The sequence below is a fragment of the Shimia sp. Alg240-R146 genome, from assembly GCF_947331465.1.
Taxonomy (GTDB): domain Bacteria; phylum Pseudomonadota; class Alphaproteobacteria; order Rhodobacterales; family Rhodobacteraceae; genus Shimia.
The window spans coordinates 85,942-109,898 of the sequence record NZ_CAMZOK010000003.1; the positions used below are offsets into that span (position 1 = coordinate 85,942).

Below are 23,957 nucleotides of genomic sequence, written 5' to 3' on the forward strand. Positions count from 1 at the left end.
GTACTCCCCTACTTTTGTGATTGTGGCGGGATGATCCACGGACTGCGCGCAATTGACAAGCCCCTTCTGAACAATTGTTCAGGTCTTCTTACGGAAACCACCTCAAGATGTTGAATTCAAATAACAAAGGGCGCGCCACAACGGACGCGCCCAAGGTTTTTTCTGTGTCAAAAGGTTAACGCCGCACTTCTTCCATAAACCGCTCGCGGATCACGATCGGGTTGGTTTTGATGACCGGAACCTTAACGTTTCCGCTTTCGCATTTGGAGACGATGATTGTCATCTGATCCGAAGCAATCGCGTCCTCAACAGCTTTTGCGGTGTCCTCGGCAGAAACCGTCAAAACGGTCTCCGCGCCGCAAGCTTTGGCCACAGCCGCCAGATCGGTGTTCATACCGGCATAGGTCGGCTGATCACCGGTTGAGCCATATGACCCGTTGTCGATGATCAGGAGTGTAAAGTTGCCTTGGGCGTTGTTGCCAATCGTCGCCAGCGTCCCAAGGTTGGTCAGAACCGACCCGTCGCCATCAATCGCAATGACAGGTTTGTCCTGTGCTGCCGCCAGCCCAAGACCGATTGAAGAAGCCAGCCCCATCGTGCCCAGCATGTAAAAGTTGGACGCGCGATCATCCAGCGCATGCAGCTCTTGGCTTGGTGCGCCGATATTACAGACCACAAGGTGCTCGCTGATCAATGGAATCAGGGTTTTGAATACGTCGTTGCGGATCATGCGGAGGCCCTCCAGAAAGATGCATCACACAAGATCGCCACCGGCTTACTCGCCATTTGGCAATATTCCAGAATACCCGGCAGCTCGGCTGCGTCTTCGGGTTTGTGGAAGTGATACGTCGGGATGTGCATCTGGTTCAGGATCGCCTTGGTGTGCAGCGCCATCTCCACCTGACAAGCCACCGGCTCGCCCACTTCACCTCGATAGGAAATCAGCATCGGCAGCGGGATCTGATAAAACTGGATCAACGTCGCCAGCGTGTTCACAACCACACCAAGTGCTGTGTTTTGCATAACGATGGCGGGTTTCATGCCGCCCATATAGGCACCGGCGCAAAGCCCCATGCCTTCGTCTTCTTTGTTGGATGGCATGTGCATGATTTCCGGTGTCTCTTCCAAGACCTCGATCACGCCTGCCAGTTGTTTGCACGGCACCGAGGTGATGTACTCAATCCCCGCCGCCTTCAGATCCTCCACGATCTGTTTGTCCATTCCTGTCGCCATGTTTCCTCCCATTTCCTTCCCTATTTGAGCCGGTCAAGCACCAGATCTGCGATCAAAGCACTCACCCGCACGTTGCTGTCCTGCGTCACACCCGCAATGTGTGGCGTCAGGATCAGGTTCTTGATGGTCTTAAATTTCTCGGCTGCCGCTTGCGTCAAAGGCTCGGTCTCAAATACATCCAACGCCGCGCCCGCGATATGGCCTGACGCCATGGCCGCCACCAACGCCGCCTCATCCACAACGCCACCGCGTGCCGCATTGATCAGAACCGCGCCTTCTTGCATCTGCGCAAGCGTGTCTGCGTTGATCATGTGACGCGTGTCTTCGGTCAGTGGCACATGCAGGCTCACGACATCGGCTTTGGCCAAAACATCAGCAATCTCGCCTTGCGTCGCATTGGCCCAAGCCTTGTGATCTGCGGGCAAAAACGGGTCATAGGCGATGATCGACATGCCCATTGCCCGCGCCAGATCCGCTGTCGCCTGCGCATTCGCACCAAAGCCCAACAAACCCATCACGCGCCCACCAACTTCACGACCCGAACAGGCGGCACGCGGCCAATCGCCGGCAAACATCGCGTCCTGCGCCTGATAGGCATCGCGCAGCAAAACCAGCGTGTTGGTTACGACGTACTCCGCCACCGACAACGTATTTGCGCCCAGCGCTGGCATCACCTCAACACCGCGCGCCTTACAGGCATCCAGATCGATATTATCCAGCCCGACGCCCAAGCGGCCCACACATTTCAAATTCGGTGCGGAGTCCAAAAGCGCGGCGGTGACCTGTGTGCGGTTGCGCACGATCAGCGCCTGCACACCCGCCATATGCGCTGGAATATCCACCTGTGCATCCGCAAGCTCCGGCGCATAGGTTGTGGCGTGGGCGGCGCTCAACCGCCCCACTGCCGTATCATCCATGAACTCGGTGATCAGGATCATCAAAGACCCGCGACGCAAAGGTATTTGCTGACCATATAGTCATCCAACCCTTGGCTGCCGCCTTCTTTGCCCATGCCGCTTTCTTTGACACCACCGAACGGCGCTTCCACCGTGGTGATCAGGCCGGTGTTGATCCCAACCATGCCATAATCCAGCGCCTCGTTCAGACGGAAGGTCCGCGCCAGATCGCGTGTATAAGCATAAGCCGCCAGCCCAAAATCCGTGTCATTTGCGGCCGCGATCACGTCGGCCTCATCCTCGAACTTGAACACAGCCGCCAGCGGCCCAAAAATCTCTTCTTTGGCAAACATCATGTCCGACGTAGCACCAGTCACAACGGTTGGCTCAAAGAACGAGCCGCCGTTGGCATGACGCTTGCCGCCCTGCACAACATCACCGCCTTTGGACGTCGCATCCGCGATGAACTCTTCGACCTTCTCCACTGCACCTTCGTCAATTAGCGGCCCCTGCACGACGCCATCATCAACACCATTACCGATCTTGAGCGCAGCCACAGCCTCGGTCAGCTTCGCCACAAACGCGTCGTGGATACCGGCCTGCACATAGAAGCGGTTTGTACAGACACAGGTCTGGCCCATGTTGCGGAATTTGGCGATCATTGCGCCTTCAATCGCGGCATCGACATCAGCGTCGTCAAACACGATGAACGGCGCGTTGCCGCCCAATTCCATGCTGACTTTCTTCACCGTGTCGGCAGACTGACGGATCAGGGTTTTGCCAACTTCGGTCGAGCCCGTGAACGTGACTTTGCGCACCTCTGGGCTGTCCATGATCGCGCCGCCAATGGCCCGCGCAGATCCCGTCAGGATGTTCACCACCCCATCAGGGTAGCCGACATCTTGGCAAAGCTTGCCCCATGCCAAACCGCTGTAAGGCGTTGATGTTGCAGGCTTCGCCACGACGCTACAGCCCGCAGCCAACGCAGGCGCCAGTTTGCGCGCCAACATCGAGCTTGGGAAGTTCCAAGGCGTGATCGCACCCACGACGCCCACCGGATGGCGTGTCACCATCAGACGACGGTCATTGCCGGGGGCTGGCACAATCTCGCCTTTGGCGCGGCGGATTTCTTCGGCAAACCACTTCACATAAGCGGCACCAATCGCGATCTCGCCACGCGCCTCAAAGATCGGCTTGCCCTGCTCTGCGGTCAGCAGTTGTGCAAGGTCTTCTTGGTTGTCCATCAAGGCATCATGCAACTTGTGTAACAGTCCGACCCGCTCGGACAATGGCGCGCTGCCAAAGTTCTTGAAGGCCTCAGACGCGGCGACAATCGCGCGTTCAGTTTCATCAGTGCCTGCGTTTGGCACAACGCCCAAAACCGCGCCCGTTGCGGGGTTGGTCACATCAATGGCCTTACCGCTGTCCGCTGAAACCCACTGCCCACCGATCAGGTTGGCCTCCATCATCAAACCGTTGAAGTTGCTCATGTCTCACCCTTTGAAAAGACGAATTTCGTATGTTGTTTGTATAACTCCCCAGGCTGCAAAACGGCCTGCGGGAAATGTGAATGGTGATGCGCATCAGGCCAAATCTGCGGCTCCATCGCGAGCCCCGCGAAGCGCCCCATCGGCTTGCCATCAAGCCCACCCACATCAATGTCGATATTGGCCCCGTCGTAAACTTGCAAGCCGGGCTCGGTGGTGTGGCACGTCATGCGCACTCCTGATTTCGCGCTGTGCAGCTCTGCAACTGGACGCAAAGCTGTACGCGCATCTGAAACGCAGAAATTGTGATCCACGTCATGAGCCTGCGCCACAGGCGCGGCCTCGCGGAAATCGAAACCGGTGCCCGCGACATCGCGCTGCTCTCCCGTCGGGATCAAGCCGACATCCACCGGCAAAAAGGTTTGGGCACCAATCTGCAACATGTGCTCAGATATTGTCGCCGCATCATCCAGCGTGAAATAGCTGTGGTGCGCCATTGAGCAAATCGTCGTCTTGTCGGTCTCTGCATGCATCTGAATATCCAGAACACCACCCTCCAACAGCGCAAAAGTCACGCGCGCAGACAGTGTGCCGGGAAACCCCATGTGCCCGTCTTCCAGAGTGATCTTCAACGTAACGCGATCTGGCAAGACCTCGTCGATCTCCCAAAGACGTTTGCCCATGCTGTCGGCCCCACCGTGCAGCGTATGCTGCCCGATAAAGTTCTGATCCAACTGGTAAGTTTCGCCATTCAACTCCAGATGGCCGTCGCGCACACGATTGGCAAACCGTCCTGCCGTGGCACCGAAATAAGGCGATTTGGTCAGATAGGGTGCGAACTCGGGAAACCCCAAAACCAGCGGCGCGCCGTGGCCAGCAAGACGCAAATCCTGCAGCACCGCACCGTAGGTCATGACATGCGCAATCAGCCCGCCGCCCTCAAGACGCACCCGTTCAACGGTTGCGCCATCAGGCATCCGCCCCCAGTTTTCGATCTGTGCGGTATTTGTTGTCATAGCGTGATGGCCTGGCCCGTGCGGGCGCTCTCTTCGGCTGCTTCTCCGACACGCACCGACCAAAGCCCATCTTCAAGACTGACTTCCGGCGTGCCTGATCCTGCGCGCACAAGATCACGGAACCGTTCGTGTTGAAAGAAGGTCGAGCCGTGGTGATCGCCTGCGGCCAGCACCTTTTCGTCTACATCAACCTCTTCGCACACCACTTCTTTGCTGTCTCGGTGGCTGATCTCGATCTCTGAATGACGCTCTTTTTTGTCGGCTGTGAAACGCGCTGGACCGGGCACCTTTGCTTCTACCCGCGCTTTTTCACCAGTGACCGCAATGGTTTCCTGCCAATAAGAGCCTTCGGCGAACATGCACAAATCCAACATGCCACGCGCGCCGTTGGCAAATTCTACCGTGACATAAGCATTGTCCAAGATGTCCGGCGTCTGGCCATTATATGCCTCGTCCAAATGGTTCACATCCACGCCTGCACTGGCGTAAACCCGAACCGGATCGCTTTGCAGCGTCAGACGCATCAAGTCCCAGAAGTGGCAACATTTTTCGACCAATGTGCCGCCCGTGCGCACGTTAAACCGGTTCCAATCGCCAACCTTTTCCAGAAACGGAAAGCGGTGCTCGCGGATTGCCATCATGCGCGGGGTGCCAACGATGCCATCTCGCAGCTCCTTCAGCATTCGCTGAACCGGCGGCATATACCGATATTCCATCGCCACCCAAACCGGCGCTGCACGGCCTTCGGCTTTGGCCAAGACTTCGGAACAATGTGCCGACGTGGTGCACAGCGGCTTTTCCACCAAGATCGGCAACGGCGCATCCAACACATCCAGCAAAATCTTGTGGTGCGTGTCGTTTGGCGCCGCGATTAACAGCGCATCCACCAGCCCTGACCCGATCATTTCTTTGTAGTCGCCAAACGCCTGTGCCGTGCCGCCCGACGTCTGCATCGACAACTGCCGCATACCTTCGTCCGGATCACTCACTGCCGTCACTTCGCACCCCTCAAGCAAGTTCAGGTTGCGAATATGCTCCTGCCCCATCATGCCAGAGCCGATCAGGCCATATCGAATTGTCATTTCATATCTCCAAAAGCGGCAGGCCCATCGCGCCAGCCGCGCCGCGCAACGCTGCGCGATGATCTCCGTAAGCCAGCGCCATGTGATGTTCCAGCCCGCTTGCAATGATGTCGCCAAGCACCTCGTCCGCGCCGCGATCAAACCGCAAAACGCCAGAGGTGCCGGTGAAACTCATTGGCCGCTTCAACATCTCGGCACGGCTCAGCACCATATGCGGCCGCCCGTGCGCCTGAGAAATTCGCATCAACGTGACCTCACCCGCCTTCAGCGGGAACTGGTACAACAGCGGCTGTTTGCGGTTGGTGTGAATGGTCGCCTCGGCCGTCACATCGGGATCAATCATCGACAAGGGCGCTTGGCCGCAATGCCAAACAACACCTGTGTTGTCCGTGCCGTCCATGTCCACCAGATCGGTCAGAAACACAGGCGCATCCGCTGCCGCTATCAACACCATCTGCGTCAGCGCGCCATAGACATCGGCCTCGCACGCGCAAGGCACCCGCGCCTCACCCATCATCGCGGCGGGTCCACACACCGCACCGCCATATTCGGTAAAAGTCTCCGGCCAACAACGAATGGCAAAGGCGCTATAGCCGCCCTTTTCTTTCAACGTATCCAGCCCGACTTTCAGCCGCAAAGACCGATCCAGCTCGTCTGGGTCAACCTCATCCAAACCGCTCAACTCTGCATCTGCCTGCTTTCGCAAAGCCGCTGCCGCGTCGGCAGGCGCAGCGCGGGCCAGATCAAACAGATCCTCCAACGCCAATTCGTCCACCTCGACACCGGAAAGCGCCTTCATGTCCGCCTTGTCATAGGCGCAGGTATCAAACCCCACCGGATGCTCGCCAATCCGCGCGATCCGTTGACCGTTCACAGCTTCGGCAATCGCGCGTCCGGCCTCTGTCGCCTCGGGCACATCCCCCAACGCCAGCTTGCCTGCCGCGCGCGCGCCCGTCAGCAAGGCGGCCAAATCGCCCGCCACATTCCCCGCAGGGTCGGCGTAAATCCAACCAAAATCGCGCCCGTTCAAGCCCAACGCATGTGACGCCAAGTTCAATCCGCAAAAGGAATTCAGCCGCAAACGGTCGCCAAGCCGTGGCTCGGGAATGGACCAGATCGACAAAGGCACATCAAAGGCCGCTCCAATCGCCACTGTCATGGACGCATCCGTGAATGTAACTTGCAGCACCATCACCTGATCCACGCCAGCCGATACCAGCGCCTCAATTCCCGCCCGTGTCGCAGCTTCGTCAAACAACAATTCACGCGGGCCGACGATTTCATGGCCGGTGGCGTCCAACGCAGCCAACATGGCCGCGAGGTTCTCCTCGGCAAACGGAACGTCAAACGTCGGACGCCCCAAAGGAAGAATGCCTAGTTTCATACCCAAATCCTCAGATGTCGGAATAGTTCAGCCGGAACGTTGCATCATCTGCCATCAAACGCGCGCCGCCTTCCCCATAACACACATGTTTGGCCCAGTTCGACGCGTTCGCGTCCGCCAGCGCCGAAATGTCTTTCATGTAATCCACGGCGTCGCCTTCAAGCCCCGCCCGGATCGCATCCCAATCAGGATAGGCGTTGAACGCATCCAGCCAAATCGCACGCCCCGCAAGGAAACCCGACGCGCCTGCCTTAAATGCGTGATCCAGCACATTGCGGAATTCGGCCTTGCCAGCGCCGGCCGACAACATCACCCAAGGACGCCCCGCCAGACGGCCCATCTCGTCAAACACGGCCTGCACCTCGGCGCTGCCATCCGCGTCAGCAGCATTCACCGGGCTTTCCAGCTTGAACACATCCACGCCATACTCGGGTTTGGCAAATTCTTCGACCGACTTCAAAACGTCGTCGGCTTTCTTGCCCTTCATTTCGACGTATTCTTTGGTCTGATGCGCATCTGCTGCCAGCGGATAGACCAGCAATTCAAACAGGAACGGAATGTCGTATTTCGCGCAATCCTCACCGATCTGTTTGACGTAATCCTTTTGCGCCTGATTGACCTCGTCACTGGCATCAGGACGATACCACGCAAGCACTTTGACCGCGTCGCCGCCCATACGTTTGATCTTGGCCACCGACCAATTGTCGATGCTCGCGGACAAGCGCCCACCCGGTGTTTCCTGAAACAGGCTGTCTTCCAGCGTCACCACCAAACCTTTGTGCGGGATTAGCGTGTCAAAGGAATAGGGGATGGCATAATGCGGGTCGAGCAACATCGCCGTCGAATGCCCCTGAAGCGTTTCAACCAGCATCCCTTTGAACTTCGCGACCTGCTCCCAAGGAGCCTGATCCACACCCAGATGTTTGGCAATCGGGCCTTTGATCGGCGGGCGCTGGTCCACGGCTGTCATCTTATAGATACCGTTTGCATCAGCCATGCGGCGCATACCGGCCAGCTTGCCGGGTGTCAGGGTGATCATCACGTCGTCTCCTTCAGGAATTCAGTCAGCGCGGCGCGGCTCGGTGCTCCGGCCCGCCCGCCTTTTGTCAAACATTTCAGTGCCGCCGCGCCGTTGGCGTGGCGAATTGCTTCTTTTGCGCTCTGTCCTTCTGCAAGCAGCAACGCGAAAACTCCGTGCCAGACGTCACCTGCGCCCAGCGTGTCGATTGGGGTGATGGCAAAGGCTGCCATATGGTGCGTTTGTCCAGCATCCGTATACCAAACACCGTCGGCCCCGTCGGTCACACAGACCCAACAATCGTGCTTGGCTGCAATGTCCAGCAACGCCTCTTCGACGTCGGTATCTGGATACAGATCACGCAAACCCTGCATCGACAGCGCCACATGGCTGGCCGCCGACATCAACGCCGGATCAATCGGCGCCTCGCCATCCAGGACCCCGGGAATGCCGCGCGCGCTTGCCAACTGCAAAGCCGCCAAAGCCGCATCCACACGCCGCGTGTCTGTGAGGACCGCGCCGACGTCTTCCAATCCGTCAAACCAATCCGTTGCCAAGACCAAGCCCGCACCGCGAAAGTTCACGATCTGACGCTCACCTGCTGCATCAATCAACACTGATGAATAGCTGCTTTTGGCGCCTTTGGTTCGGGTCACATTGGACACATCCACGGCTTCGCGGGCCAAATCTTCAACGATCATATCGCCAATGCTGTCGTCGCCCAGCCGTGCGCCCAAAACCGCCGTACCGCCAAGACGCGCCACAGCCACCGCCGCATTGGCAGCACAACCACCGCCAACGACATGCGCTTCTTCAGTGCCGTATTTCTCAGGCCGGTTTGGCAAGGTCTCAAGGTGAAAGACAAAGTCGACCACCGCCGCGCCGACACACAAAATTTTGCTCATTTTGGCACCTCCAAACCGCTTGGCACCTTCTCGGGGATGCCCAAACGCCCCTTGATCGACTCTGTTCCCGTCAATGCATGCAGAAACGCCACCACCTGTGACACTTCGCGATCCGTCAACTCAATGGTGTCGATATCCGCCCGCGCCGAAAGTCTTTCTCGCTCGCGTGCGTCCTGAAACGCCAAAAAGTCCGCCTTCGCCAACCATGGCACCTCTGGCAATACCGCGTGATCCGCGCTCCACGCCTCAAAACCCGCACGCGGGTTCAGGTGATGGCGCACCATCGCCTCCAGATCGGCATAGGCACCATTGTGGCCGTATGGCGCGGTCAAAGCCACGTTGCGCAGCGCAGGCGTGCGAAACTTGTAAGCATCCTCCAGCCTGTCGCTCGCGCCCATCCGGCCCACGTCGCGAACAATCGGATCCCACTGCCGCGTTTTGCCGGGGCCAAAATGAGGCAACATCAACGCATGAAACTTTTGATCACTCATCAACTGGCCGGAATGACAACTGCTGCACTCTGCTTTGCCATAAAACAGGTCCATCCCAGCCTTCTGATCCGCATTAAGCGCCGTCTGGTCGCCGTTCAAATAGGCATCAAACGGGCTGTCAAAGCTGGTGAATTCTTGGGTTTCAAACGCCGCCAGTGCATTGGCGATATGGGTGATATCGATATCCAGCGCCTGATCCACATCGTCAAAGGCCGCCACAAACATATCGGCGTATTCGGGGATCACCCGCACGCGCTTGGCCACGATGGGCCACACATTGTCGATCCGGTCATAGACCGCACCTGCGATCTGGTTTTCCTTTGGATTGCCCGCCATCTCAAATTCGGCAGTCATAGGAAACAACGCCTGCGCCGCAAGGATCGAATCCAACCCCTCGGGCAGCCATTCCTGTGCGGGGCTGTCAAAGCCGTTGTCATAAATACGCGATACCGACAGTCTACCGTCGTGAAACAGCACGTCGATTTCACGCGCGCCAAGGTTCCACAACGCAGGTGCGTTGCGCGGGATGCGCTTAACAATTTTCGCCGCCCCCTGCCCTGGCGTCCGGTCGCGCCCGAGCCCCTCGCCACCTTCGCCAATCCCAAGGCTCAGCCCGTCGCCGGACCCAAGTTCGGGGTGGTGACAGGTGGCACAGGCGATGTTGCGATTGCCCGACAGGATAGGATCAAAAAACAGCAGCTGGCCGATCTTGGCCTGATCCGCGTCAAAGGCGACAAAATCAGCCTCTTGCAATGGCGTTGGAAGCGGGCTCCCATACGCGGGCGCGCACGCGATTGCGCCAAGAATGACGACAAGGGACGACAGATGAAACGCATTGTTTTTGCAGCACTTTTGGCCACTGCCAGCCCGGTGTTTGCCGAGATTGAAACCGGCCGCGACTTGATGGACGCGAAACGCTTTGATGAGGCGATGGCTGAACTGCTGCCAGCCGCCCGCAGCGGCAACGCCGAGGCCGAAGAATTGATCGGCGTGATGTACGCCTTGGGGCTGGGCGTCGAACGCGACGACGTGCGTGCATTTGAGTGGTACCTGCGCGCCTCGCTCAAGGGTCACGCGGGCGCTCAAAGCGGCATCGGTTGGTACTACGAGGTGGGCCGTGGCATGCCTGCACCCGATCTCATCCGCGCGTACATGTGGTACACGCTGTCCGCTATCGGAGGCGATCCGGATGCGGCCATTTCCCTTGAGGAAGTGGTGAAAAAGATGACGCAGGCGCAAATCGACAAAGCCCATACTCTGGTGGATGACTACCGCGAATGGCTTTATCCATTCCGGTGAATTTGATGCGGTGGGCCGTTGAAGTTTCAGTGCGGCCCACCGCCATTTTTCCCAATCACATCAGTGATTAGTTAAGGTCTTTGGCCATGCCAGCTTCGATATCAGCTTCGGCATCAGCAACCGCAGATGTCAGCGCATCAAAGATCTCTTCGCCGCCCTTTACGTTGCCTTTGAACCAGTCATAAACCGGCGCAGCGGCCTCTTTAAAAGCGGCTTTTTCGTCAGGTGTCGGCACATAAAGATCGCCGCCACCAGCTACAAAATCTTCATAGGCTTTGATCGACTTACGCTTTGGCGAGGCAAATGTTGCCTGCTGCAAAGCGGAGAAACCGTCGACAATCACACGGCGCATGTCTTCTGGCATGTCCATGAATTTGGCGTTGTTCATCCACCACAGAGCACCCATGTAGGCGTGACCATCAAGCGTCACATACTGCAGACCCGCATCGGGGAATTTCATGCCCATGATGTCGGTGATGCCGTTTTTGGAGCCTTCTACAACGCCCGTCTGAAACGAGGTGAACAACTCAGGCCATGGGATCGGTGTCGGGGACGCACCCAGCGAGCGCACAAGTTCCTGCGGCAGGTCGGCAACCACTGTGCGGATCTTCAGACCTTCCATGTCCGATGGGCTCGCGACACGACGTTTGGTGTTGGCAAAATTGCGCCAGCCGCCAGTGTTACCAATCGTCATCAGACGGATTGCATCGCCCGAGTCAGCCAATGCCATTTCACGCATCTTGCGTGTGAAATCACCGGCCAAAACAGATTCCGCAACGCGGTCGTTCGCCATCAGATACGGCAGATCAAGCACCTGCACATATGGGAAAATGCCCGACGCACCGCCCGAAGTAGAGATGTAGACGTCAATGGTGCCGTCAGCCACACCCTGCAAGCATTCCGCGCCCTTTGCGCAAAGCTGCGTACCGATGAACAGTTCAACTTCGATGGCGCCGTTGGACGCGCTTTCTACGAAGTTTTTGAACACGACAAGACCGTCATAGTCTTCGTCATTTTCGTTTGAGTTTGCAGTTGCACGGATCGTGTAATCCGCAGCTTGCGCAGCGATCGCCGTGGTCGCCATAAGCGCAGCTGTAGCCACCGCCTTAAAGGTTTTGCTGAACATAATAATCCTCCCTGATAAAGTTCAAGCGTTTGATGTTACTGCACAAATCCTGATAGTCTTGGAATTGTCATGGAAATGGCAGGCACATAGGTGATGAGGAAGATCACGAAGACCTCCACCAACAAAAATGGTAGAATTGCCTTGGCAATGGTTTCGACTTTTTCTCCGGAAACCGAACTCGCCACAAAAAGCACAAGCCCCATTGGCGGCGTTGCAAGCCCCACTGTCAGGTTCACGCTCATGATGATCGCGAAGTGGACGGGATGCACGCCGAGATCTACAAAGATCGGTCCCAAGATCGGACCCAAAATAATGATGGCGGGCCCCGCATCCAGAAACATCCCAACCGCAAACAGGAGTATGTTGATCAGGAAGAGCAGGACCAACGGATTGTCGGAAAGGTTGAGTATGAAGCCCGCCATCGTCTCGGGCGCATGGCTGAGGCTGACAACGGTTTTGAATGCCACAGCCGCGCCCACGAGGAGAAGCACAGTTGAACTCGACAGCGCCGCCCGCATCAAAATACCGGGCAGGTCTTTGACCTTGAGCAGGCGCAGGATGAAAAAGCCAACCAGGAGCGCATAGGCGACGGCCACAGCCGACGCTTCGGTCGGAGTGAAAACCCCCACCAAAATACCACCCAAAATGATGATCGGTGTCTGAAGTGGAACGACAGCCTTTTTACAGATGATGCGGAAATCACTGCTCACCGATTTGCGCAGACGCAGCAGGATCAAGTGTGAAATCGGCAGGAAGACGAGGAAGACCAAACCGGAATTCACTGACAAATCCACGCCCGCCCCCCGCATGATCGCGGACACCCCTGCAAAAAGCGCCATCAACAAGCCAGCAAAGTTGATCCGCAAAAGCACAAAGCTACACCCGGCCTCCACTTTGGAAATCGTCTGGCCCTTCGTGACAATCCGTTCGGCTTTGGGAAGGTCATATTTATCTGCGAGCACCCGCACCATGACCATTAGACCAACACCGACCAAGATCCCCGGCACGATGCCCGCCAAGAACAACGCTGCAACGCTTTCGCCCATGACATAGGCGTAGATGATCATGATGCCCGACGGCGGAATGATCGGCCCGATCACCGAACTTGCCGCTGTGATCGCGGCGGCGAATTTTCGGGAGTATCCGTTCTTCTCCATCGCCGGAATAAGCGTTGATCCCAACGCCGACGTATCGGCAACCGCCGACCCTGAAAGGCCCGCAAAAAGGATGGACGATAGAATGTTCACATGCGCCAACCCGCCGCGAAAGTGCCCCATCAAAGCCTGAGAAAACTCGACAAGCCGCATGGTGATGCCACCTCGGTTCATCAACTCGCCTGCAAGCACAAAGAACGGCAGAGCCATGAGCGGAAAGCTGTCCATACCGTTGTAAACATTGCGATAAAGCAACGCGATGTCACGCTCTTGTCCGTTGAGCCACAACAACAGGCCCGGTGACAGCAAGAGCGCAAAGAACACTGGCAAGCCAATGATCAGAAAAATCAGGAAGAGCGGCAGAAAAAACGCAAGCATCAATCGGCCCCCATCATCAGTTCCAGTTCATCTTTGCTTGGCTGCTCGATGTCCGGAGAGATCAAGTCCATCAAGGTGCGCAACATCAGCTCCACTGTGACCGAAATCAGCAGGACAACGCAGGTCAAAAGCGAGCCATACATGTAGCGGAGTTTGACCTTGAAACCTTCCAAACCGACCCACTCAAGCGGAACACGCAATGAAGAACTGTCAAATCGCCCGCCAAATCCAAACGTGTGGGCATATCCGTGCTGAACTGCGAGCAATAGAACGCCCAATGACATCCCCAACAGAACGAACGTAAGCATCAAAGCGAACCTGCGGGGCAATGCACTCGGCAAGGTGTCGATCGCCACGAACCCGCTCCAACGCATGGCCGAAGGCGCAATCAATCCCACCATCCACAGCATTAAAAATCGCGCGGCCTCATCGGGCCACGCCAAAGCATTGTTCAGCACATACCGGAAGAACACTTGCGTCAAGATCACAACGACCATCAACGCCAGCGCGACCACGGCCACCTGCCGCCCAAAACGCAGAATTTTTGTATTTACCCAAGCAAGCGGGCGCAGAATGAAAAGCATCGACGAAACATCCTCCCAAAAGTTGCGCCGGAATCACGCTTAGGCGTGATCTTATTTTCGTATTTTTCGATTACTCCACAAAACGAAGCATTTCGTCAAGACTTTGAATTTAGCGTGCGACAACGAACCTGACGTCATAATGATCCGCCAGAGCCTTCATCTCTGGCGCAAAACCCGCGTCGCTCACCAATGTATCAATTTGCGCCATCGCCCCAAAGGCGACCGGGGCCATCTTGCCGAATTTGCTGCTATCCACCGCCAGCACAACATTTCTGCCACTGGAAATGATCGCCTCACTGACGGCGCTCTCTTCAAGATCATAGTCGATCAAGGCCCCATCCGCGCCCACAGCGGCAGCGCCAACAACGGCGACATCCGCACGAAACCGCCGAATGAAATCCACCGTTGTCGCGCCAAAAATCGCGCCGTCCGCGTTACGTACAACACCGCTAGGCACAATGACCTGCACGCCGATACAGGACCTTAACTCATTGGCAAGGTTAACAGAATCCACGACAACCTTTAACCCGACATGGTGTACCAAGTGGCGCGCGACGGCCATAGTTGTGGTTCCGCCGTTCAGGATTACGTTTGAGTTGTTGGGAATCTCTGCGGCAACTGCCGCACCAATCAGGTCCTTCTCTTCACTCATGATTTCACTGCGCACATCAAAGCCAGCATATTCCGTCCCAGCCGCCAAAGTTGCGCCACCGTGGAAGCGGATGATCTGGTTGTCCTGCGCCAGAGTGTTCAGGTCTTTGCGAATGGTCTGCGGGGTCGTTTCCAAAAGTTCGGCAAGGTCATCAACAATTGCTCGACCGTCGCGCTTAAGTAGCTTCAGAATTTCTGCTTGGCGGGCCTTAGTCGTCACGCGAACTTTCATCATTCTCCCCCTTTGCGCTTTCGATTCTTAACCCAAAACGAAAGAGTTTCGCAAGAAACGAATTCTGGATGCGCCCGATGAACCGCGTCAAAACGCTACACCATCCTCGACGCTCCATCGAAGAGCCCGAAGGATAAGGCCCTCTGGAGAAAGGGAGCGTGCGGGGCCCAAGCCTTTTAGGCGACAAAGCCCACTCAACCCCAAAATTTCGCTACAGCTCTTATCAATGACCGGGCCTCACGCCGTGTTGCAGCGATCACAGACTGTGCGCCAGGAAAAAAGGGTGAACTTTGCAAAGCGTACTTACTGCACAGAACCGCCCTCGGTGCTAAACCCGTCTAACGGCAGCTCCCAGCCCAGAGCGAACCTGCTGATTTCCGTCTGGGGCGCAGATCTTCGCTGCCGTATTCAGGACGAAAAAACGAAGAGCGGGGAGCAGACTTACAGGCGCCAAGCAGATGGCCGCTTACCTCTCGTTACATTTCACGAGTTTCGTCAGAACAATCTATTCACTATACGCCCGACGAATGGCCTGCCCACTGCTGGCGTCCAGAACGAGGTCGCCGTCCTTAACCGTGAAGCTTCCGTTCACCAGCAGGGTCTGGACACCCACCGCAGGCTGATTTGCATTCTCATACGTTGCGTGATCGGAGATCGTTGCAGGGTCGAACACAACAATGTCGGCATCCATACCCACTTGAATGCGGCCCTTTTTACGCATTTGCGGTACAAAGTCCTCCAGCACCTCGGCAGGCATCAGCGACATCTTGTTGATCGCAGTCGACATGGACATCAAACCGCGCTCTCGCACATAGCTGCGCAGAATTTTCGCAAATGTTCCGGCGGCGCGGGGGTGCGTAAAGACGTTGTCCGGGAGCGGCCATTCATCGCCGGTGTAGGTTTCGACCATTCCGTGCTCATTGAAAAAGGACCAGAAAACAGCGTCTGACGCGATGTTGGTGGCGGGATGGGTGACCGAGGCATCAAGCAACGACAAGCCCGCGGGATCGGCCTCATCCAGGAAGTGCCATGTGATAAAGGTGCCCGGTTCGTTGGCTTGATACTCTGCCAATTGCTCCTCGGTCATGCGCTCGGTGCCAAGTTGAAAATTCTGTGCGGTGGAATCCATTCGATCCCGCCAGCCCTCGCCCGAAAACATTGCGGCGCCCACAACGGTATTGCCCGCGCCGTAGGGATACGCCTCAACGGTGACGTTGATGCCTTTGGCCTGCGCGCGTTCCACAAGGTCCAGTGTTGCGTGAATGTCGGACAGGGATGAGCTGTTGATATGGCAAATGTGCATGTGTGCGCCTGTCAAAGCCGCATTGGCGATCAACTCCTTTATGGCTTCAAATGACCCCATCGGCTCAAGATTGCTGGCGTATCTAACGTGCGTATAGGTCGCGACATCATGTTTGGCCGCCAGTTCGGCCAGCGCAAAATACTCTTTTTGACCATAGCCTGGCGCGTAACCCGCATTGATGCCGATGCCCAATCCCCCCTCTTTCAATCCCTGTTCGACCAGAGACAGAATGCGTGCTTGTTCATCCTTGGTGGCGATATCAAGCTTCCATTCGGTGTCGCCTTGCGCGTCCTGAAAATAGCCCGCAGTGGCAAGAGGATCCGTTTGAGAAAATGTCGCGATCCTTGCAAAGGTCCACGCTGCGGCGGCGCCATAGTTGATCGGGTTGGTGGCCTTGGCCATCTCGTCATACCAATCCCCAATCGGCAGGATACCCGATTCCAGTTCCAGAATGGTGGTGACCCCTTGCATGGCCTGCATCCGCATGTCCGGCAAAGCCATGCCATGGGCGTGAAGGTCGATGAACCCGGGTGCAACCACATGCCCTGTTGCGTCGATGACGATGTCCCCCTCCAGTTCAAACTCGCTCACGGCCGTGATCTGCGCGCCATTGATTGCCACATGCCGCACCGCGTCGAGACCGGTTTCCGGGTCAATAACGCGACCGTTCTGGATGACGATGTCATTGGCAAATGCCGGAAGTGCACAAACAAGAACTGCGGGGAGAGTCAGGAAATGTCGCATGACGCGGCTCCATATAAAGATGACTTTTGAGAACTCCCTTAACCGTAGATAAAATTTGTTTTGCGGCAAGCGTTCTGTGCAAAATCAAACAAGAACGTGAATGGTAACCGCACCTCTACTTGGCATGCACAACCGCATAGAAGGACAATGGATGGTTTCATTTTATTTGACGGTTTTCCGGTTGGTAAAGGCGATTGCGAGGTCATGGCAGCATCCTACGTTTAGGGCAGGACTGCTACTGGCCGTTGCCCTGCTGCTTTCCGGAACCTTGTTTTATCGAAGCGTTGAAGGGTGGAGTTGGGTGGATGCACTCTATTTCAGCGCAACCACAATTTCGACGGTTGGCCTGAGCGATCTCTCTCCAAAAACCGACCTAGGGAAGATCTTCACCGTGCTCTATATATTCGTGGGCGTCGGCGTGTTTGTGGCGCTGTTTGCGCAATTTGCGCGCGCGTTGGTCAGAATCCAAGATGATCAGGACAGCGAAGATTGAAGCAGCCAGCCGACCTTTGTTCAGGTACATTGGGGGATGCAAGGCATGTGCCTTGCTCCGCCCAAGCTCAATCAGTCCACCGTGTTTTTATACACGACGCCATTTTTCATAATCAGGTCGATATTGTCGGTGTCCATCAGGATCCGAATGTCTTGCGTCGGGTCTCCGTCCACCAGAATAATATCGGCGTAAGCCCCTGAAGCGATGACGCCCAACGCGCCGTCAGGATAGGGGTTTTTCAAGCCTGACAAAGCCAAGACCGCCCCATTGTTGGCGGAAATCTGTATAAGCTGTTCGGTGGGCGTAAAGAACATGTCCCGGAACGCAAACTCTTGCCGGAACTGCTCAAAAATGCTGGCTCCGCCAAAGACGTCAGTGCCCCACAGCATTTTTAGGTTATGTTTTTTGGCAAGCTCAAATGCCGCGCGCGCACCTTCTGACACCAAGGCCAGTTTGCCCTGTTGTATCGGGTCCTGAAATTGCGGATTTCCAGACACATCCTGCAGCGCAAGATAGGCTTGCGGGTTGTAGAAAACGTCCAACTCAGCCATGCGTATCACGGTGTCTTCCTCAAGCACCAAGCCATGTTCAATTGATTTGACGCCTGCGTCCAGTGACGCCCAGACACTGTTGTTAAGCTGCGCATGGGTGGCAACATAGGTGCCATACCGTTCCGCCTCTTCCACCGCAGCCTTCATTTCACCCGGTGTGTATTGCGCCGCTTGTAGCGGATCTGTGAAGCTGGTCACGCCGCCGCCCGCGTGAATTTTGATATGGGACGCACCGCGAAACAGCATTTCACGCACGGCCGCGCGCACATCATCTACCCCGTCAGCGATGAGCGTATGCCGCTGGCGGTTTGCGCTGCCTGAAAACTCGGGACCGTCAAAGCGTGGGTGGCCATCCGTGGGCATACGGAAATCGCCATGACCCGAGGTTTGACCAATACTCGCGCCACCGCAGTAAATGCGCGGCCCCTTTGTGACACCAGCATCAATCGCTTTTTTGATCCCGAAACAATTTCCCCCCATGTCGCGCACGGTGGTAAATCCGGCTTCGAAATAGGCCTGCGCACGTGCCGCCGCGCGCGCGCCTTGCTCAAATGCGTCCTGTGTCACCAACATGGTTACGGGCTCTGATGCGAGCATGACATGTCCATGCCCTTCGATCATGCCGGGCATTAGCGTGCGCCCACCGCCATCGATTACTTCCGCGCCGTCAACGGAAATGGCCGTCTCTGAGACTTCAGAGACCAAGTGACCGCGCACCAGAACCTCGCCGCCCTCGATGATTTGGCCGCTTGAACTGTCAAAGACATTGACGTTGGTAAACAGAATAGGCGCATCGGTGTCTTGCGCACTGGCGGCCGTGCACAGCAATGCTGTCGCGGCAAACAAAAATACTTTCATAGTGCCCCCTAAAAAATCTGAACTCATCAACCGTACCTGAAATGTGCCTATTTGATAAATCTATTTGGTAGACAGATTACTTAGTAAGCCCGCTGCGCCGAAAACTTGCCTGCCGACCTTAAGCTTTTCTGCCTGAATCAAGAGGGCCACCCGAATGTGGCCGCTTTACGCGGAGTGAAATGCAGGTCGGCATTTGTCGCTCGAAAGACCGCTCCGGTCTCGTCGCAGCTGGTTGTCTGACGTCAGCGCTTATGGGTCCAAATAGAGCGATTTGCTAAAAGAGGGTTTGTTTCTCATCGTAGCCACCAAGGAGTGGACGATGAGAAAGACAACGAAGAGCGCTGGCGATAAGATCGTCAAAGACATTAAGCGCTGACGTCAGACACCGTAGGATGCCTTTCGGGCCGGGCAGATTGATGCGTCGCGAATGCTTTCACTGCCGGCTGATTGACGAGTCTGATCAACGGCTTGCATTGCCGCTTTGATCGGGCGGCATTGACCCTTTCACCGCCTTGAATGCTGCTAATTCTGTCCGTGTGACCGGTGAATGTAAAAGAAAACGACGGATGATGCTCGATGCACCGTAGAACACGTCGTACATTAGACTCTGAACCCGATCCAACACCGCGCCTGAGGTCCGACGAAAGGCTCCAAAATGAAAACAATACTCACGCTCCTTGCGTCACTTGTCATTGTTGGCGGCGCCTATTTTTTTTCGTTTGGCTTGCCTGACGTGTTTTTTTCCGAAACACGCGACCAACCGACGGAGGCGCAAGTTCCCGCTGGGCCGGGCGGACCGGGTGGACCCCGAGGAGGAGGCGCGACAACCGTTGTATTGAAGCCGCTGAAGTTGCGGCCCTATGAGGACACATTCAGGGCGATCGGAAGTTCAGAGGCGGTGGAAAGCGCAGTTGTGACCTCTGATGTGTCTGGCAGAATTGTCGCGCTTAATCTCCCACCAAACGCAAAGGTTTCACAAGGGGACATTTTGGTGCAGCTCGATGCACGGGCCGCTGCATATTCCCTTGAAACGGCACAGATTGAATTGGAACAAGCCTCTGATACGGTGTCGCGCTTTGAGCGGTTGAAGCAATCACAAAACTCTGCGGTTTCTGATGTGGCCATATCGGAAGCAAAGCTTGCGCAGCGCTTGGCGGAAGCCAATGTCGGCCAAGCGCAGCTCGCGCTCGAGGACCGCACGGTGCGCGCACCGATTTCTGGCAAGCTTGGGCTTAGCGACGTCAGTGTGGAAGACTTCATCAGCGCCAATACACCAATTGTCACAATCGATAATCCAAGCGCACTTTTGGTTGAATTTGAGCTTCCGGAACGGTCCATCGGTTTCCTGTCACTGGGGCGCGAGGTCATATTGGAAACCCCCTCATTGACGGGGCGCTTTCTGAAAGGCGAGATCACTTCATTTGACAGTCGGATTGATGCGGTAACCCGCAGCGTTACAGTCAAGGCCACCGTCGAAAATCTGGACAGAGGCCTCTGGCCTGGTATGACCTTCACGGCCCGTCTCACCAACCTTAGTGATCCGCTTGCAGTGGTGCCTTCGACGGCCATCACATGGTCCCGCGACGGGGCAAGCGTCTGGTACGAGGAATCGGGCAAGGCTATGCCAGCCCCCGTGACGATCTTGTTTCGACGCAATGAGACTGTCTGGTTGGACGTTGATCTACCGGTTGGAACGCCGATCGTCACCGAAGGCGCGCACAAGCTGCGCTCGGGTGCTGAAATCAAGGATGCAAACCCGCCACGGAAAAATACCGATCAGGAGCCGAAATGAGCAAACCAGCCATTCACCGTGCCGCCTCAGGATTTGCTGATCTTTTTGTTGCACGTCCAATTTTCGGGATTGTCGTCAACCTTCTTGTATTGATTGCCGGGCTGGCCGCTCTTTCGTCTGTCGACGTGCGAGAAATGCCAAACGTTGATCGGCCCGTCCTTACGGTTCGCACCACTTATGAAGGCGCGACGCCGGCAACCGTAGATCAGGAGATCACACAGGTTCTGGAAGATGCGCTCAGCGCGTTAGATGGGTTGTCCTACATGGAGTCCACTTCCACCACAGGGTCGAGCCGCATCACCATTGATCTGTCAGAGGTAACGGACATTGACGTTGCCGCAAACGAAGCCCGCGAAATTGTGTCAGCAACAGTGCGGCAACTGCCCAGCGACCTGGAAGATGACCCAACCGTTTCAAAGTCCGACAGCAACGCAAGTGCGATCATTCGCCTCGCCGTTCTCGGGGATGTGTCTCTCAGTGAGCTGACCAGTTTGGCAGAGGGTCCAATCTACAACAAACTCTCCGTGATCGATGGCATCGCGGAAGTAACTATCCGCGGTGATCGGGCGAACGAGTTCCGCGTGAGCCTTGATGACCGGTCTTTGTTGAGCCGAGGGCTCACCATTTTTGACGTGACCAACGCGCTCGAAAATCTGCGTGACGATACCCCTTTGGGTGCGCTCGAGACATCGGCGCAGACGATTGCACTTCGTGTTGGAAACGCCGACGTCACCGTCGATAGTGTGGGGCAAGTGTTGATCGACAAAAGCACCCGTGTAGCCGATGTGGCTCTGGTACAATTGCTGCCTGAAGACACCGACGTGACAACCCGTGTAAACGGGCAAACGGCAATCGGGCTGGATATCACCCGCCAATCCGCAGGCAATACATTGGAGATTTCAACCGCTGTTCGCACCGCCGTTGAAGAGCTGCGCGCAGACCTTCCTGAGGGCGTAGAGCTGCTCATTTCAACGGATGACGGCGTGTTTATAAGAAGCGCTTTGGTGGAGGTGGTCAAATCCATCGGTTTGGCAACCTGTATTGTGATCCTTGTGATCTTTGCCTTTCTGCGCTCGCTTCGCGCCACGATCATTCCCGCAGTCACAATCCCTGTCGCCCTGATCGGGACGGTTGCAGCAATTTGGCTCACGGGGTTTTCGATCAATACAATTAGCCTTTTGGCCTTGGTTTTGGCGACCGGGATGGTTGTCGATGATGCCATCGTTGTGGTCGAAAACATCGTGCGAAAACGGAAAGAGGGAATGGGCGCCTTCGCAGCAGCAGCTGCGGGCACCAACGAGGTTTTCTTTGCTGTCATTTCGACCACCGCGACACTTGCCGCCGTGTTTATCCCAATCTCCTTTTTGCCTGGACAGGCGGGAGGCGTATTTACTGAGTTTGGCTTTGTATTGGCCTTCGCCGTGACACTGTCCTCAGTCGCCGCGTTGACATTAACACCTGTGATGGCGGCGCTCCTTGATCCGGGAAAACAAGCGCAAGAACCGCGTGAAGCAAAAGAACCTAGCCGCCTTTCGCGCGGATTCGACTGGATTGTGGACCATGCCATTCGCGCCCCTTTGCTTGTTTTGGCCATTGCTTTCGCATTTGCCCTAATCGCGGCAGGGGCTGCAGGCAAATTGTCGTCGACAATAACACCAGTTGAGGACCGTGGATATTTCTTGATCCAAGCCCGGGGCGCGACGGACACCGCTCCTGAGTATCTGGACGCGCAAGTGTCGCAGATCGAAGAGGTTCTCGCGCCATATCAAGAAACCGGCCAAGTCAGCTCCGTGCAAAGCATCATCGGTATCAGCGGTGGCACCAACGCGTTTATCGTGGTGCGTCTGCAAGACTGGGGAGAGCGGGACTGGACACAACAAGAGCTCATGGGGCAGATCAACGAGCGGATTTCGAGCGTTCCCGGATTACGGGTCTTTGCCGTGTCCCCCAATAGCCTCAATATCCGTGGTGGTGGAAATGGGCTTACCTTTGCGGTGAGCGGACGAAATGTTGACGGCATTACAGACGCCGCCGCCGCCCTTGTTGGCACCATGGCCACGGACGATTCATTTGTGAACCCACAGATGTCGGCCGATAGCGTGCAAGCGCAGTATGAAATCACCGTTAATCAGGAGATGGCAAACGTTTTTGGTCTTAAGGAAGCCGATGTCACTCGAACGATCAGCGCGTTTACCCAAGGCTTCGTGGCCGTCAGCGTCTTCATCGACGACACCGAAACCGACGTGCGCGTCGTCCCTGGCGGACGCCCGATTAACGACCCAACCGACCTTGAAGGCATTCAACTTCGCCTGCCAAGTGGTAAATATGTGCCGTTGTCGTCCACAGCAACGTTGACGCCGGTGGTCGGCCAATCTTCGATCGAACGTCAAGGCAGCACGCTGGCGGTCTCGGTTCAGGCCAACCTTGCCGGGGATGTCGATCTCGGTGAAGCGATTGCCCGCGTCCGTGCGCTTGCGGATGACACTCTACCTGATGGCATGGGGATTGTGTTTACAGGAGAAGCCGCTGCGCTCGGGGAAAGCCAGGCAGGCATGTTTATGGTGTTTGGCGTGGCCGCTGTTGTGGTGTTTCTTGTCCTTGCAGCACAATTTGAAAGCATTCCAAGTGCTGTCGTCATCATTTTGACTGTGCCCTTTGGCCTTGCCGCAGCGCTTTTTGCGATCGTGATCACGGGCGGCTCGTTGAATTACTACAGCCAGATTGGTTTGGTGCTGCTGATTGGAGTGATGGCGAAGAATGGTATTTTGATTGTCGAGTTTGCCAATCAGCTCCGTGAGGCAGGACAAGACATCGACAGCGCCATTCGAGGGGCCATGCGTTTGCGCATCCGTCCGGTAATGATGACCATGGTGTCTACTGTCCTTGGCGGACTTCCTCTTGTGCTGTCCACAGGCGCCGGCGCCGAGGCGCGCATCGCGGTCGGCTGGGTCATCGTCGGCGGGCTCGGGTTCGCCACTGCCTTCACCTTGTTTTTGACGCCAGTGTTTTACCGATGGATCGCCGGTTGGGGGGCAAAGCCGGGCGCATCCATCCATCGATTGCAGCGGGAAAGGGATATCCTGTCAATTGCCGAGCCCGGTTGAGAGCCGCGGACGTCTGACTTTGATGTGTAGGAATACTCTTCCCTCGCCTCCCCAGAGTCTCAAAACTGAAATGGGTACGATTAGCTGACATCAGAAAGCTCAAAAGTAGAGATCATTGAAAGTCGGCTTCCCGCCCTTCGCGACGGATACTGCTGATTTCACCAAGGGTAAGATTA

At 56.2% G+C, this 23,957-nt stretch carries 20 protein-coding genes; 4 read left to right on the forward strand and 16 right to left on the reverse strand.

Going from position 1 to position 23,957, the window contains the following annotated elements; genetic code table 11:
- Positions 1-175: 175 nt before the first annotated feature.
- From comE to PG871_RS16060, 10 genes are read right to left on the reverse strand one after another with little or no spacing between them, the layout of a single operon-like run.
- Complete coding sequence (comE, locus tag PG871_RS16015; RefSeq protein WP_270731043.1) at positions 176-730, reverse strand: sulfopyruvate decarboxylase subunit beta; 555 nt, start codon at positions 728-730, stop codon at positions 176-178.
- Positions 727-1,233, reverse strand: a complete 507-nt coding sequence (gene comD, locus PG871_RS16020; RefSeq protein WP_270731044.1) for a sulfopyruvate decarboxylase subunit alpha — start codon at positions 1,231-1,233, stop codon at positions 727-729. Before comD ends, comE begins: the two co-directional genes overlap by 4 nt.
- Before the next feature lie 20 nt (positions 1,234-1,253).
- A complete protein-coding gene (locus tag PG871_RS16025; protein WP_270731046.1) occupies positions 1,254-2,171 on the reverse strand; it encodes a hydroxyacid dehydrogenase in 918 nt (305 codons plus the stop codon).
- On the reverse strand, positions 2,171-3,619 hold the full coding sequence (locus tag PG871_RS16030; protein WP_270731048.1) for an NAD-dependent succinate-semialdehyde dehydrogenase: 1,449 nt from the start codon (positions 3,617-3,619) through the stop codon (positions 2,171-2,173). Before PG871_RS16030 ends, PG871_RS16025 begins: the two co-directional genes overlap by 1 nt.
- Positions 3,616-4,632, reverse strand: coding sequence for an aldose epimerase family protein (locus PG871_RS16035; RefSeq protein WP_270731050.1), 1,017 nt, complete (start codon positions 4,630-4,632; stop codon positions 3,616-3,618). The genes PG871_RS16030 and PG871_RS16035 overlap by 4 nt, the downstream gene beginning before the upstream one ends.
- Positions 4,629-5,714, reverse strand: coding sequence for a Gfo/Idh/MocA family protein (locus PG871_RS16040; RefSeq protein WP_270731052.1), 1,086 nt, complete (start codon positions 5,712-5,714; stop codon positions 4,629-4,631). Before PG871_RS16040 ends, PG871_RS16035 begins: the two co-directional genes overlap by 4 nt.
- Before the next feature lies 1 nt (position 5,715).
- The gene (locus PG871_RS16045) at positions 5,716-7,098 is read right to left on the reverse strand and encodes a hypothetical protein (RefSeq protein ID WP_270731054.1); all 1,383 of its coding nucleotides are present in this window, start codon (positions 7,096-7,098) and stop codon (positions 5,716-5,718) included.
- 10 nt (positions 7,099-7,108) lie between these two features.
- Entirely contained in the window at positions 7,109-8,137 is a 1,029-nt protein-coding gene (locus PG871_RS16050; protein ID WP_270731056.1) for a tagatose 1,6-diphosphate aldolase, read from the reverse strand.
- Positions 8,137-9,021, reverse strand: a complete 885-nt coding sequence (locus PG871_RS16055; protein WP_270731058.1) for a PfkB family carbohydrate kinase — start codon at positions 9,019-9,021, stop codon at positions 8,137-8,139. The genes PG871_RS16050 and PG871_RS16055 overlap by 1 nt, the downstream gene beginning before the upstream one ends.
- Complete coding sequence (locus tag PG871_RS16060) at positions 9,018-10,265, reverse strand: cytochrome-c peroxidase (protein ID WP_270731059.1); 1,248 nt, start codon at positions 10,263-10,265, stop codon at positions 9,018-9,020. Before PG871_RS16060 ends, PG871_RS16055 begins: the two co-directional genes overlap by 4 nt.
- A 72-nt stretch (positions 10,266-10,337) precedes the next feature.
- On the opposite strand from PG871_RS16060, the gene PG871_RS16065 reads away from it, so the two are divergent.
- Positions 10,338-10,811 (forward strand): tetratricopeptide repeat protein, encoded by a 474-nt coding sequence (locus PG871_RS16065; protein ID WP_270731061.1) that lies wholly within the window; start codon positions 10,338-10,340, stop codon positions 10,809-10,811.
- A gap of 67 nt (positions 10,812-10,878) precedes the next feature.
- On the opposite strand, the gene PG871_RS16070 is transcribed toward PG871_RS16065, so the two are convergent.
- From PG871_RS16070 to PG871_RS16090, 5 genes are all read right to left on the reverse strand, one after another.
- Entirely contained in the window at positions 10,879-11,937 is a 1,059-nt protein-coding gene (locus PG871_RS16070) for a TRAP transporter substrate-binding protein (protein WP_270731062.1), read from the reverse strand.
- 35 nt (positions 11,938-11,972) lie between these two features.
- Positions 11,973-13,469, reverse strand: a complete 1,497-nt coding sequence (locus PG871_RS16075; RefSeq protein ID WP_270731064.1) for a TRAP transporter large permease — start codon at positions 13,467-13,469, stop codon at positions 11,973-11,975.
- Positions 13,469-14,053 (reverse strand): TRAP transporter small permease, encoded by a 585-nt coding sequence (locus PG871_RS16080; protein ID WP_270731065.1) that lies wholly within the window; start codon positions 14,051-14,053, stop codon positions 13,469-13,471. Before PG871_RS16080 ends, PG871_RS16075 begins: the two co-directional genes overlap by 1 nt.
- Before the next feature lie 109 nt (positions 14,054-14,162).
- Positions 14,163-14,939: a DeoR/GlpR family DNA-binding transcription regulator gene (locus PG871_RS16085; RefSeq protein WP_270731066.1), complete on the reverse strand. Its 777-nt coding sequence runs from the start codon at positions 14,937-14,939 to the stop codon at positions 14,163-14,165.
- A gap of 502 nt (positions 14,940-15,441) precedes the next feature.
- Positions 15,442-16,983, reverse strand: coding sequence for an amidohydrolase family protein (locus PG871_RS16090; RefSeq protein WP_270731067.1), 1,542 nt, complete (start codon positions 16,981-16,983; stop codon positions 15,442-15,444).
- A 100-nt stretch (positions 16,984-17,083) separates the two neighbouring features.
- On the opposite strand from PG871_RS16090, the gene PG871_RS16095 reads away from it, so the two are divergent.
- The gene (locus PG871_RS16095) at positions 17,084-17,476 is read left to right on the forward strand and encodes a potassium channel family protein (protein WP_270731068.1); all 393 of its coding nucleotides are present in this window, start codon (positions 17,084-17,086) and stop codon (positions 17,474-17,476) included.
- Between the two features lie 71 nt (positions 17,477-17,547).
- On the opposite strand, the gene PG871_RS16100 is transcribed toward PG871_RS16095, so the two are convergent.
- Complete coding sequence (locus PG871_RS16100) at positions 17,548-18,885, reverse strand: metal-dependent hydrolase family protein (protein WP_270731069.1); 1,338 nt, start codon at positions 18,883-18,885, stop codon at positions 17,548-17,550.
- Between the two features lie 655 nt (positions 18,886-19,540).
- Here PG871_RS16100 and PG871_RS16105 point away from each other — a divergent pair.
- Both PG871_RS16105 and PG871_RS16110 read left to right on the forward strand, forming a co-directional pair.
- Positions 19,541-20,677: an efflux RND transporter periplasmic adaptor subunit gene (locus PG871_RS16105; RefSeq protein WP_270731070.1), complete on the forward strand. Its 1,137-nt coding sequence runs from the start codon at positions 19,541-19,543 to the stop codon at positions 20,675-20,677.
- A complete protein-coding gene (locus PG871_RS16110) occupies positions 20,674-23,781 on the forward strand; it encodes an efflux RND transporter permease subunit (protein ID WP_270731071.1) in 3,108 nt (1,035 codons plus the stop codon). Before PG871_RS16105 ends, PG871_RS16110 begins: the two co-directional genes overlap by 4 nt.
- Positions 23,782-23,957: the final 176 nt, after the last annotated feature.

Coding starts and splice junctions, on each gene's coding strand:
- comE (WP_270731043.1), bottom strand. CDS start 730: ATGATCCGCAACGACGTATTCAAAACCCTGATTCCATTGATCAGCGAG.
- comD (WP_270731044.1), bottom strand. CDS start 1,233: ATGGCGACAGGAATGGACAAACAGATCGTGGAGGATCTGAAGGCGGCG.
- PG871_RS16025 (WP_270731046.1), bottom strand. CDS start 2,171: ATGATCCTGATCACCGAGTTCATGGATGATACGGCAGTGGGGCGGTTG.
- PG871_RS16030 (WP_270731048.1), bottom strand. CDS start 3,619: ATGAGCAACTTCAACGGTTTGATGATGGAGGCCAACCTGATCGGTGGG.
- PG871_RS16035 (WP_270731050.1), bottom strand. CDS start 4,632: ATGACAACAAATACCGCACAGATCGAAAACTGGGGGCGGATGCCTGAT.
- PG871_RS16040 (WP_270731052.1), bottom strand. CDS start 5,714: ATGACAATTCGATATGGCCTGATCGGCTCTGGCATGATGGGGCAGGAG.
- PG871_RS16045 (WP_270731054.1), bottom strand. CDS start 7,098: ATGAAACTAGGCATTCTTCCTTTGGGGCGTCCGACGTTTGACGTTCCG.
- PG871_RS16050 (WP_270731056.1), bottom strand. CDS start 8,137: ATGATCACCCTGACACCCGGCAAGCTGGCCGGTATGCGCCGCATGGCT.
- PG871_RS16055 (WP_270731058.1), bottom strand. CDS start 9,021: ATGAGCAAAATTTTGTGTGTCGGCGCGGCGGTGGTCGACTTTGTCTTT.
- PG871_RS16065 (WP_270731061.1), top strand. CDS start 10,338: ATGAAACGCATTGTTTTTGCAGCACTTTTGGCCACTGCCAGCCCGGTG.
- PG871_RS16070 (WP_270731062.1), bottom strand. CDS start 11,937: ATGTTCAGCAAAACCTTTAAGGCGGTGGCTACAGCTGCGCTTATGGCG.
- PG871_RS16075 (WP_270731064.1), bottom strand. CDS start 13,469: ATGCTTGCGTTTTTTCTGCCGCTCTTCCTGATTTTTCTGATCATTGGC.
- PG871_RS16080 (WP_270731065.1), bottom strand. CDS start 14,053: ATGCTTTTCATTCTGCGCCCGCTTGCTTGGGTAAATACAAAAATTCTG.
- PG871_RS16085 (WP_270731066.1), bottom strand. CDS start 14,939: ATGATGAAAGTTCGCGTGACGACTAAGGCCCGCCAAGCAGAAATTCTG.
- PG871_RS16090 (WP_270731067.1), bottom strand. CDS start 16,983: ATGCGACATTTCCTGACTCTCCCCGCAGTTCTTGTTTGTGCACTTCCG.
- PG871_RS16095 (WP_270731068.1), top strand. CDS start 17,084: ATGGTAACCGCACCTCTACTTGGCATGCACAACCGCATAGAAGGACAA.
- PG871_RS16100 (WP_270731069.1), bottom strand. CDS start 18,885: ATGAAAGTATTTTTGTTTGCCGCGACAGCATTGCTGTGCACGGCCGCC.
- PG871_RS16105 (WP_270731070.1), top strand. CDS start 19,541: ATGAAAACAATACTCACGCTCCTTGCGTCACTTGTCATTGTTGGCGGC.
- PG871_RS16110 (WP_270731071.1), top strand. CDS start 20,674: ATGAGCAAACCAGCCATTCACCGTGCCGCCTCAGGATTTGCTGATCTT.